This is a genomic window from Streptomyces cyslabdanicus, from assembly GCF_052663305.1.
The window spans coordinates 355,162-365,052 of record NZ_JBQRUW010000002.1 but is presented as its reverse complement, the minus strand read 5'-3'; the positions used below and the strand labels follow the sequence as shown (position 1 = coordinate 365,052).

General features: G+C 71.6%; 7 protein-coding genes, 1 pseudogene and 1 riboswitch. Of the genes and pseudogenes, 3 read left to right on the top strand and 5 right to left on the bottom strand.

All coding sequences use genetic code 11. From position 1 onward, the window contains the following. Window positions 1-20 precede the first annotated feature (20 nt). A complete protein-coding gene (locus ACTYVM_RS02205; protein WP_445524258.1) occupies window positions 21-830 on the bottom strand; it encodes a transposase family protein in 810 nt (269 codons plus the stop codon). 167 nt (window positions 831-997) lie between these two features. On the opposite strand from ACTYVM_RS02205, the gene ACTYVM_RS02200 reads away from it, so the two are divergent. Together ACTYVM_RS02200 and ACTYVM_RS02195 are read left to right on the top strand one after the other, a co-directional pair. Next, window positions 998-1,276: a hypothetical protein gene (locus ACTYVM_RS02200; protein ID WP_445524245.1), complete on the top strand. Its 279-nt coding sequence runs from the start codon at window positions 998-1,000 to the stop codon at window positions 1,274-1,276. 588 nt (window positions 1,277-1,864) lie between these two features. After that, window positions 1,865-1,951 (top strand): annotated as a pseudogene (locus tag ACTYVM_RS02195) (glutamine synthetase); the annotation flags it as partial. A 131-nt stretch (window positions 1,952-2,082) separates the two neighbouring features. Here the strand turns inward: ACTYVM_RS02195 and ACTYVM_RS02190 are convergent. Together ACTYVM_RS02190 and ACTYVM_RS02185 are read right to left on the bottom strand one after the other, a co-directional pair. Beyond that, window positions 2,083-2,916, bottom strand: coding sequence for a class II glutamine amidotransferase (locus tag ACTYVM_RS02190; RefSeq protein WP_445524244.1), 834 nt, complete (start codon window positions 2,914-2,916; stop codon window positions 2,083-2,085). A 167-nt stretch (window positions 2,917-3,083) separates the two neighbouring features. Continuing rightward, window positions 3,084-4,298 (bottom strand): C40 family peptidase, encoded by a 1,215-nt coding sequence (locus ACTYVM_RS02185; RefSeq protein ID WP_445524243.1) that lies wholly within the window; start codon window positions 4,296-4,298, stop codon window positions 3,084-3,086. A gap of 8 nt (window positions 4,299-4,306) precedes the next feature. Then, window positions 4,307-4,487, bottom strand: a riboswitch (cyclic di-AMP (ydaO/yuaA leader). A 290-nt stretch (window positions 4,488-4,777) separates the two neighbouring features. Here ACTYVM_RS02185 and ACTYVM_RS02180 point away from each other — a divergent pair. After that, a complete protein-coding gene (locus ACTYVM_RS02180) occupies window positions 4,778-7,774 on the top strand; it encodes a bifunctional [glutamine synthetase] adenylyltransferase/[glutamine synthetase]-adenylyl-L-tyrosine phosphorylase (protein WP_445524242.1) in 2,997 nt (998 codons plus the stop codon). Window positions 7,775-7,821: 47 nt separating this feature from the next. On the opposite strand, the gene ACTYVM_RS02175 is transcribed toward ACTYVM_RS02180, so the two are convergent. Together ACTYVM_RS02175 and ACTYVM_RS02170 are read right to left on the bottom strand one after the other, a co-directional pair. Next, complete coding sequence (locus tag ACTYVM_RS02175; protein ID WP_445524241.1) at window positions 7,822-8,679, bottom strand: phosphatase PAP2 family protein; 858 nt, start codon at window positions 8,677-8,679, stop codon at window positions 7,822-7,824. Window positions 8,680-8,754: 75 nt separating this feature from the next. Continuing rightward, window positions 8,755-9,789 carry a LacI family DNA-binding transcriptional regulator gene (locus ACTYVM_RS02170; RefSeq protein ID WP_445524240.1) on the bottom strand — a complete coding sequence of 345 codons (1,035 nt, stop codon included), beginning with the start codon at window positions 9,787-9,789 and terminating at the stop codon, window positions 8,755-8,757. Window positions 9,790-9,891 lie beyond the last annotated feature (102 nt).

Below are 9,891 nucleotides of genomic sequence, written 5' to 3'. Positions count from 1 at the left end.
TGACGTTTTCTCAGCGGTGGTCATTTCCAGATTCTGTTGAGGGTGAGGGCGGCGCGGGCGATGTCGCCGATCCGGCTGGGGCTGAGGGTGATGTACTGCAGGGTGCGCCAGCGCTGCTTGAGTTCGGCTGCGGCACGTTCACCGAGAGCTCGGACGCCTCTGATCAGGCTGTTCGTGGTGCGCGTATCGGCGTCCAGGGCCCGTTCGGACCGGCCCTTCGGGCGGCGGACGGGGACGAGGATGCCGATGCCGGCGCCGATGTAGCCCTTGTCGGCCAGGGTGGGCAGGCCGTCGGCCGCCGCCTTGTACAGCGCGGGGAGCGCGTGGATGCGGGCGGCGGTGATATCGGGGGTGGAGCCGGGCTCCACCTCGGAGACCCACAACGGGGCGCCGTCCGGGGCGGACAGGAACTGTACGTTCCCGCCGAATGCCCTGTGCTTCTGGCTGAACCACAGGTCGTTGCCGTTGTCGCGGACGCCGGCGAGGCGGTCCGTTTCGATGAGCGTGCCGTCGAGGATCACGTGGGTCATGCCCTCTTGTTGGCAGCGGTCCAGGACCTCGTGCAGGTCGGGGGCCTGGGCGGCGAGGACGTCGATGCCTTCGTGCAGGTAGCGGTAGCCGGTGGCCTGGGAGATGCCAGCGTCGCGGGCCAGGCAGTGGACGCAGCCGCGTTCGCGGAACCAGCGCAGGACCAGCACGGCCTGGCGGAACGAGCCGAGCGCGCGGCTGCCGCGCGGGGTGCCGATTCGGCGGCGGTGGGCAGCGAGCAGACGCGAGAGGTGGTCCACGACGTGGCGCGGGACATCGAGCGTGGCAACATAGGTGACCAACGTGAAGCCTCTGGTGGTTACGGACATGATCTTGTGGTGAGACCTGTCCTACCAGGGGCTTTACGTCTGTCCACGGCCGGGCCCAGCTCGTCCGGCCTGCTCACGCATCGAGTGGTTCATGACGCTTCGCGTAGATCATTTCGCTGAGAAAACGTCAGTGGGGCCCCGTGGTCGCGCCGCTCGCCCGTGGAGCCTGGGCGGGCGGCGGCGCGGCGGGGACTGCTTCGGCGCATGACTTTAGCTACGACCAGGGTCACCATTCTGGTTACAGCAGCGACTACGGCGACCCCGGCGGCGGCCACGGCGGCCACGGCGGCCACGGCGGCCATGGCGGCGGCTACGGCGGCGGCTACGGCGGCGGCCAAAGGGGCGGCCAAGGCGGCGGCCACACCCACATCCACCTGCACATACATAACCGCAGCAACAACAGCGGCGTTGGCCATTAGACCCTGCCTGCTCGGCGCTTACGCAATGATGGAGGATCGACCAAATAGGCCCAGGTCAAGTCCTGGGCCTTCAACATTCCGCATTCAAGGGAAATCGCTTAACCGAGCGACGCTTCGAGTTTTACAATCTTGCGGGTATTGTGCATGAGATTGATTGAATCGGCGGCCTCCTAGAGGCTTGACGGAAAGCACAAACTGAAACCGCGGTGTGCGGTTGCGTGACCGGGCCGCACACCGTGGCACGGCGCGCAGCACCGCCGACACGACCGAGATGAACGGGACGGCGACGACGGCGCTGGGAAACGCCGGGGTCGTCGGCTACCGGGTCGTGCCCGCCTGCCGTGGTGGACGCCCCGGAGCGCCCGGCTTCCCCCAGACGTCCCCCGCTGGGGGCTCAGCATGGGAAATGGCCTGCTCAGAAGTTGCGTAATGAGCCCGCTGTAAATCTGCCGGGTCGCCCTGCGGGGCCGTCTGTGGGCCGTCGAAGGGCGGCCGACAGCGACCAACGAAGACCAACGACGACTGCCCGGCTACTGGTCTGAACTGGGCCAGCCTTGATCGCGCGAGGTCGCTCCCGACCCGCGCCTCTTCCTCCGCAACAAGCGCGCCGAATGGCACGAGTACCGCTCGGAGGTCACGGCCTTCGAGCTGAAGAAGCATCTGCCGGTGCTGTAGCGCTCGGCTGGGATGGGCGATGCCTGTTCAGCACGGTGCCCCGGTCCCGCGGCCCTGACGAGGCAAGGGAAGCCGGGGCCGGGGCGTGGGGGCGCTACAGGTCTTCGGGCAGCGACCGGAACGCCCTCGGTCTACGCGGGCTGGGGTTCGAAGGGGCGCAGGATGTCCGAATCCGGGCGAACGGCGCCGTAGCTGCCCTCCGGAACCTCGTTCCAGGCGCCGGCGAGGCTGCTGAGGGGCTCCGACACGATCAGGCGGGACTCCTCCGACAGCCCCCGCGGGAACGTGACGTCGGGGTGGAGCACCCGCAGGGCGTCGAAGCGGGTGCTGTAGAAGAGGCTCCGCGAGGCACCTTCGCTGGAGTAGCGGAATGCCCAGGTCCGGTCGCCGTCGGAGACCGCGACCGTCATCTGGAGCGGGTGCCGCACGCCCTGCTCGCGGCCCGTCCGCTCGACGAACCCCGCCATGCGTGCCACCGCGCCCGGCGGATCGTCGTCGAGGCCGAAGGTGAGGGCCAGGAAGAACATCACCTCGGAGTCCGTCGATCCCTCGATGCGGGAGAAGAGCCCCGGGTCGACGGCCAGGCAGAGTTCCCTCCTGAGCCTGTCGAACTCGTTGATCGCGCCGTTGTGCATCCACATCCACCGGCCGTGGCGGAAGGGATGGCAGTTGGTCTGCTGCACCGCCGTGCCGGTCGAGGCCCGGATGTGGGCGAAGAACAGCGGTGACCGGACGTGCTGCGCTATCTCCCGCAGGTTGCGGTTGTTCCATGCCGGGCCGGTGTCCCGCACGACCGCCGGGCTGTCGGCCTCCGGCGTGTACCAGCCGATGCCGAACCCGTCGCCGTTGGTCGTCTCCATGCCCATCCGCGAGTGCAGGCTCTGGTCGATCAGCGAGTGGTCCGGCTGGTACAGGACGTCATCGAGCAGTACGGGTGTCCCCGCATAGGCAAGCCAACGGCACATGGACGACGCACCTCCACTGTCCGCCCGCGCGGCCTCCCGCCTCCGGCAGGTACAAGAACCAGCGTGCGCCGCGGCCCCACCCGCCGCATGCCGACAGCGAAGGGCCGGCGCCTTCGGGTGCGGGCCCTTCCCTGTCCGGTGCCAGCACCAGGCGTCCGGCACGCGCGTCACGCGGGGCGGACGACGCTGTGGATCGGCATGTAGTAGATCGACTCCTCGCGGACGTTCGCGCCCGAGTGCGGCGCGTGGATCATCATGCCGTCGCCGATGTAGATCCCGACGTGGCTGATGTCGTCGTAGAAGAAGACCAGGTCGCCGGGCTGGGCTTCGGAGACGGGGACGGTCGTGCCGACCCCCACCTGGTCCCAGGTGGTGCGCGGCAGTGATATCCCGGCGGACTTCCAGGCGGCCTGCGTGAGCCCGGAGCAGTCGTACGAGTCGGGGCCGGAGGCGCCCCACACGTACGGCTTGCCCATCTGGGCCCTTGCGAAGTCGATGACCTTGGCGGCCTTGGCGGCATAGCCGGTGCTCGATCCGGCGCTCGTGCTCGTGCCCGTACCCGTGCTCGATCCGGCGCTCGTGTCCGCGCCCGTTCCGCTGCTCGCCTGCGCGTCGGAGCTCTTCGCCGCCTCCTCCTGTTGGCGCTTCTTCGCCGCCGCCGCCTCCTCCGCCGCCTGCCGGCGGGCCAGCTCCGCGGCCTTCTGCCGGGCGACCTCCTGCTTCTTCTTCTCGATCGCCGCCAGCCGCGCCTTCTCCTCGGCGGTCAGCGTCGACAGCAGCCGGCGTGCCTCGGTGAGCTTCTGCTGGACGTCCTGCTTGCTGGTCCTCAGCTCGTTCTGCGAGGTGGTCAGCGACTCCAGGATCCCCGCCGCCTCGGTGCGCTTCTTCGCCGTCGCGAGCTGCGCGGTCTGGTAGTCGTCCACGGCCTTCTTCTGCCGCTCGGTGAGCTGGCTCATCAGATGGTCCTGGGCGAAGTACTGCTGGGGGTCCTTCGCGAGCAGCAGCGTCGCGGTGCCGGAGATTCCGCCCGTGCGGTACTGGGCGGCGGCGAACGAGCCGAGTTCGTTCCGCGCCTCGTTCAGTTTCTCGGCACGCTTCGCCACGTCGTCGAGGAGGCCGTTCACGCGCTGGCGCTGCGTGGCGGTCCTCTCCTTCGACGCGTTGTACTTCTCGGTGGCCACTTCGGCCTGGTGGAAGAGGTCGTCGACCCTCTTCTGCACCTCTTCGAGGCTGGGTCTGCCGGGCTGCGCGGGCGCGGCGTTCGCCGTCTGGGACAGCAGGGCCACGGAGGTGAGGGCCGCGGTCGTCAGACCGAGGGCCGGGGACGTGCGCAGTCCGGCGATGCGGGTCGCCGTGGGCCGGGCTTTGCGGTGCGACGCCAAGGGTGGCGACTCCTTCCACGGACCGCCTACCGGGTTGGCTGTCGGGTTCGGGCGGGTGGTCGGAAGGGCTGCCCTACCGTCCCGTGCACGCTGTGGGGGACGCGTGTACGGGACCGATTCACCCCAGGGATGAGTTGGGTCCCCGGCTCCGGCTGCCGTGAAGCGCACCGGACTCGGCGCGGGCCACCCGTCCCGGCGTTGTTCGCCGGCGGGGGTACGGGGTGCCCGCCGGGCACGCTAGCCAACGCGTGTGACTGCTGTGAAGGTTGGTGCGTGATATGTCCGCTACGTTTTCGTGACTTTCACGGTACGTGTGCGGGTGGCTGCACTCCGGTGGCCGCCGGCGTCGGCCCGGAGAAGCACCTGCCGGTGCCGTCCGGTTTCGACCGGCGGGGGAAGGCGGGTCCGCCGTCAGGGCCCCGGGCCGGGAGTGCGGATAGGCTCTGGCCAGGACGGGCTTGATCCGACGGGAGGCCGGGATGACGGCGCCGGGACGCAGGAGCAGTACCTTCACGCGGCTGCTGCGGCACGGCTTCATCCATGCCTCGGACGCCGAGCGGCTGCTGGAGGGCCCGGACCTCGCCCCGCTCCGGGACGACCCGGTGCTGCTGGAGGCGCTGGGCGCCACCGCCGACCCGGACCTCGCGCTGGGCGGTCTGGTCCGGTTGCTGGAGGCGCAGCCGGAGTCCAAGGCCCGCCGCGAGCTGCTCGACACGCTGATAGCGGCCAAGCCGCTGCGCGACCGGCTGCTCGGCGTGCTCGGCGCCTCCGCCGCGCTCGGCGACCACCTCGCCCGGCACGCCGGCGACTGGCGGGCGCTGGTCACCTACGAGCCGCGCGACCTGCACCCGGGCGTGGCGGAGTTCGAGCAGGGGCTCGCCGAGGCCGGCGACCCGGTCGCGCTGCGCGTCGCCTACCGGCGCTGCCTGCTGTCCATCGCGGCCCGCGACGTGTGCGGCACCACCGATGTCGCCGAGACCGCCGCCGAACTCGCCGACCTCGCCACCGCCACCCTGCGCGCCGCGCTCCGGCTCGCGCGGGCCGCCGCGCCCGAGGACGACGCGCTGTGCCGGCTCGCGGTGATCGCGATGGGCAAGTGCGGCGGCCACGAACTCAACTACGTCTCCGACGTCGACGTGATCTTCGTCGGGGAGGCCGCGGACGGGGCCGACGAGGTCAAGGCCCTGCGCGCCGCGACCGCGCTCGCCTCGCACATGATGCGGATCTGCTCCGAGACGACCGTGGAGGGCTCGATCTGGCCGGTCGACGCCAACCTGCGGCCCGAGGGCCGCAACGGGCCGCTGGTGCGCACCCTCAGCAGCCACGTCGCCTACTACCAGCGGTGGGCCAAGACCTGGGAGTTCCAGGCGCTGCTCAAGGCCCGCCCGGTGGCCGGCGACCTGGAGCTGGGCGGCCAGTACATCGCCGCACTCGACCCGCTGGTCTGGCAGGCCGCCGAGCGCGAGAACTTCGTCGCCGACGTGCAGAAGATGCGCCGCCGCGTCGTCGAGACCATCCCCGTGGCCGAGGTCGAGCGTGAGCTGAAGCTCGGTCCCGGCGGTCTGCGCGACGTCGAATTCGCCGTGCAGCTGCTTCAGTTGGTGCACGGGCGCACCGACCGCTCGCTGCGCAGCGGCTCCACCCTGGACGCGTTGCAGGCGCTGGCCGCCGGCGGGTACGTCGGCCGCGTGGACGCCGTGCAACTCGACGACGCCTACCGGTTCCTGCGCTCCCTGGAGCACCGCATCCAGCTGTTCCGGCTGCGGCGCACCCACCTCGTCCCCGAGGACGAGGCCGATCTGCGCCGGCTCGGACGGTCGCTCGGCCTGCGCAGCGACCCGATCACCGAGCTCACCCGCGAGTGGAAACGACACACCAGTGTCGTGCGCCGGCTGCACGAGAAGCTGTTCTACCGGCCGCTGCTCGACGCCGTCGCCCAACTCGCTCCCGGCGAGGCCAGGTTGCGGCCGGAGGCCGCGCGGGAGCGGCTGGTCGCGCTCGGGTACGCCGATCCGGCCGCGGCCCTGCGCCACCTGGAGGCGCTGGCTTCCGGCGTCACCAGGAAGGCGGCCATCCAGCGGACCCTGCTGCCCGTGCTGCTGGGGTGGTTCGCGGACTCCGCCGACCCGGACGCCGGGCTGCTGAACTTCCGCAAGGTGTCGGACGCGCTCGGCAAGACCCCCTGGTACCTGCGGCTGCTGCGCGACGAGGGGGCCGCCGCCGAGAACCTCGCCCGGGTGCTGTCGGCCGGGCGGCTGGCCCCCGACCTGCTGATGCGGGCACCGGAGGCGGTGGCCCTGCTGGGGAACGGCGACGCGGGCGGCCTCGAACCGCGCGGGCGCGCCCAGCTGGAGCAGGAGGTCCTCGCCGCCGTCCGCCGTGCGGAGACCGCCGAGCAGGGCGTCACGGCGGCGCGCGGCGTACGGCGGCGGGAGCTGTTCCGTACCGCCGCCGCCGACATCGTCGGCACCTACGGCACCGAGGCCCAGCCCGCCGAGGCGGACCAGGGCGCGCTCGTGGACCGGGTGGGCGGCGCGGTGTCCGACCTGACGGCGGCGACGCTGGCCGGCACCCTGCGGGCGGTCGTGCGCAAGGAGTGGGGGGACACCCTGCCGACCCGGTTCGCGATCATCGGCATGGGACGGTTCGGCGGGCACGAGCTGGGCTACGGCTCGGACGCGGACGTGCTGTTCGTGCACGAGCCGTGGGAGGGCGCCGACGAGCGGGAGGCCGCCGAGGCCGCGTCCCGGGTGGTCGCCGAGCTGCGGCGGCTGCTCCAGATCCCGAGCGCGGATCCGCCGCTGCTGGTCGACGCGGATCTGCGCCCCGAGGGGAAGTCCGGCCCGCTGGTGCGGACGCTCAGGTCGTACGAGGCGTACTACCGGCGTTGGTCGCTGGTGTGGGAGTCGCAGGCGCTGCTGCGGGCCGAACCGGTGGCCGGGGACGAGGACCTGGGGCGGCGGTTCGTCGAGCTGGTCGACCCGCTGCGTTATCCGCGCGGCGGGCTGCGCGAGGAGGCGGTGCGGGAGATCCGGCGGCTGAAGGCCCGGATGGAGTCCGAGCGGCTGCCGCGCGGCGCCGATCCCAAGCTGCACACCAAACTGGGGCCGGGCGGGCTGTCCGACGTGGAGTGGACCGTGCAGCTGCTCCAGATGCGGCACGCGGCCAAAGAGGCGTCGCTGCGGACCACGCGCACGCGTGAGGCGCTGGCGGCGGCCAGGGAGGCGGGACTGGTGTCCCCGGAGGACGCCTCGACCCTCGACGAGGCGTGGGTGCTGGCCACACGGGTGCGCAACGCGGTGATGCTGGTCCGGGGGCGGGCGGGGGACACGTTTCCCACCGAGCCGCGGGAGCTGGCCGCGGTGGGCCGGTACCTGGGGTATGGGCCGGGGCACGCGGGCGACATGCTCGACGCGTACCGGCGAACGACCCGCCGGGCCCGGGCAGTCATGGAGGAGCTGTTCTACGGCGCGTGAGAGGTGGGGGGTGCGCAGGCAGGCCCCCGCTTGTGCCTGGGCCTGCCCTACGCCTGCGCCTGCGCCGGCCGCAGGGCAGGCGTCCGCCGCGGCAGGGCGTGCGGCAGCGCCCCGTACCAGAGGCGGGCCACCGTGAAGCCGAAGGAGAGGCACAGGACGCCGCCGACCGCGTCGAGCCAGAAGTGGTTGGCGGTGGCGACGATGACGACCAGGGTGGCCACGGGGTAGAGCAGGCCGAGGACGCGCAGCCACGGGACCGTGCACAGGGCGAAGAGGGTCAGCCCGCACCACAGGGACCAGCCGATGTGCATGGACGGCATCGCGGCGTACTGGTTGGACATGTTCTTCAGGTCGCCGGAGGCCATGGAACCCCAGGTGTGGTGGACCTGGACCGTGTCGACGAAGTGGCCGCCGGTCATCAGGCGCGGGGGCGCCAGCGGGTACAGGTAGTAGCCGAGCAGGGCCACGCCCGTCGTCACGAAGAGGGTGAGCCGGGCCGCCGCGTAGCGGCCCGGGTGCGTGCGGTAGAGCCACACCAGGACGCCGATGGTGACCACGAAGTGCAGCGTCGCGTAGTAGTAGTTCATGCCGATGATCAGCCAAGTCACCGAGTCGACGGCATGGTTGACCGAGTGTTCGACGGCGATGCCGAGCTGGTGCTCGGCGCTCCAGACCCAGTCCGCGTTGCGCAGCGCCTTGCCCTTCTGCTCCGGGACCGCGTTGCGGATCAGCGAGTACGTCCAGTAACTCACCGCGATCAGCAGGATCTCGAACCAGAGCCGCGGGCGACGGGGGGTGCGCAGCCGCTCCAGGACGGTGGGGGCCTCCTCGTCCGTGGCGAGGTGGGGAACGGTCTCTTCCCGGCCTTCCCGGCCATCCCGGCGTGTCACGGTCGAGTCACCCATAGGCACAGAGTCTGCCAGAAAACCGTTCGCCCGCCGGTCATCCCCCGGTCGGGTTCCCGTCGCATGTCCTCCGCCTCACGGACGAGGGCGGTCCCCGGGGGCCGAGGCGGTCGAACCGCGCACCACCAGTTCCGGCATGAACACGAACTCGCTGTGCGGCGCGGGCGTCCCGCCGATCTCCTCGAGCAGCGTGCGCACCGCCGCCTGGCCCATCGCCGGCACCGGCTTGCGGATCGTCGTCAGGGGCGGGTCGGTGAACGCGATCAGGGGGGAGTCGTCGAAGCCCACCACGGAGACGTCCCGGGGGACCTCGAGGCCGCGCTGCCGGGCCGCCCGTATCGCGCCGAGCGCCATCATGTCGCTGGCGCAGACGATCGCCGTGCAGTCGCGTTCGATGAGCGCGGTGGCCGCGGCCTGGCCGCCCTCCAGGGTGTAGAGGGAGTGCTGGATGAGCTGCGACTCGACGACGTCCGCGGCCAGGCCCAGCTGGTCCCGCACGGCGCGGACGAAGCCCTCGATCTTGCGCTGGACCGGGACGAAGCGCTTCGGGCCGAGGGCCAGGCCGATGCGGGTGTGCCCCAGGGAGGCGAGGTGGGTGACCGCCAGGGTCATCGCGGCCCGGTCGTCGGGGGAGATGAACGGCGCCTGCACCTTGGGGGAGAAGCCGTCCACGAGGACGTAGGGCACGCCTTGCGCGCGCAGGCGCTCGTAGCGCTCCATGTCGGCCGTGGTGTCCGCGTGCAGACCGGAGACGTAGATGATCCCGGCGACCCCGCGGTCCACCAGCATCTCGGTCAGCTCGTCCTCCGTGGATCCGCCGGGCGTCTGGGTGGCGAGCACCGGGGTGTAGCCCTGCCGGGTCAGCGCCTGGCCGATGACCTGGGCCAGCGCCGGGAAGATCGGGTTCTCCAGCTCCGGGGTGATCAGCCCCACCAGGCCCTCGCTGCGCTGCCGCAGCCGTACCGGGCGCTCGTAGCCGAGGACGTCGAGGGCGGCGAGCACGGACTGGCGGGTGGTGGCGGCGACACCAGGCTTTCCGTTCAGGACGCGGCTGACGGTCGCTTCGCTCACCCCCGCCTGGGCGGCGATGTCGGCAAGCCGTGTGGTCACATGACCGGACTGTACCGGCCGGCCCCCGCCCTGCACACCGACGGGGCGCCTGGTGCGAGCCGTTGAACGGCCCGCTGCGGGCTGCTGCGTCATCGCGATCCC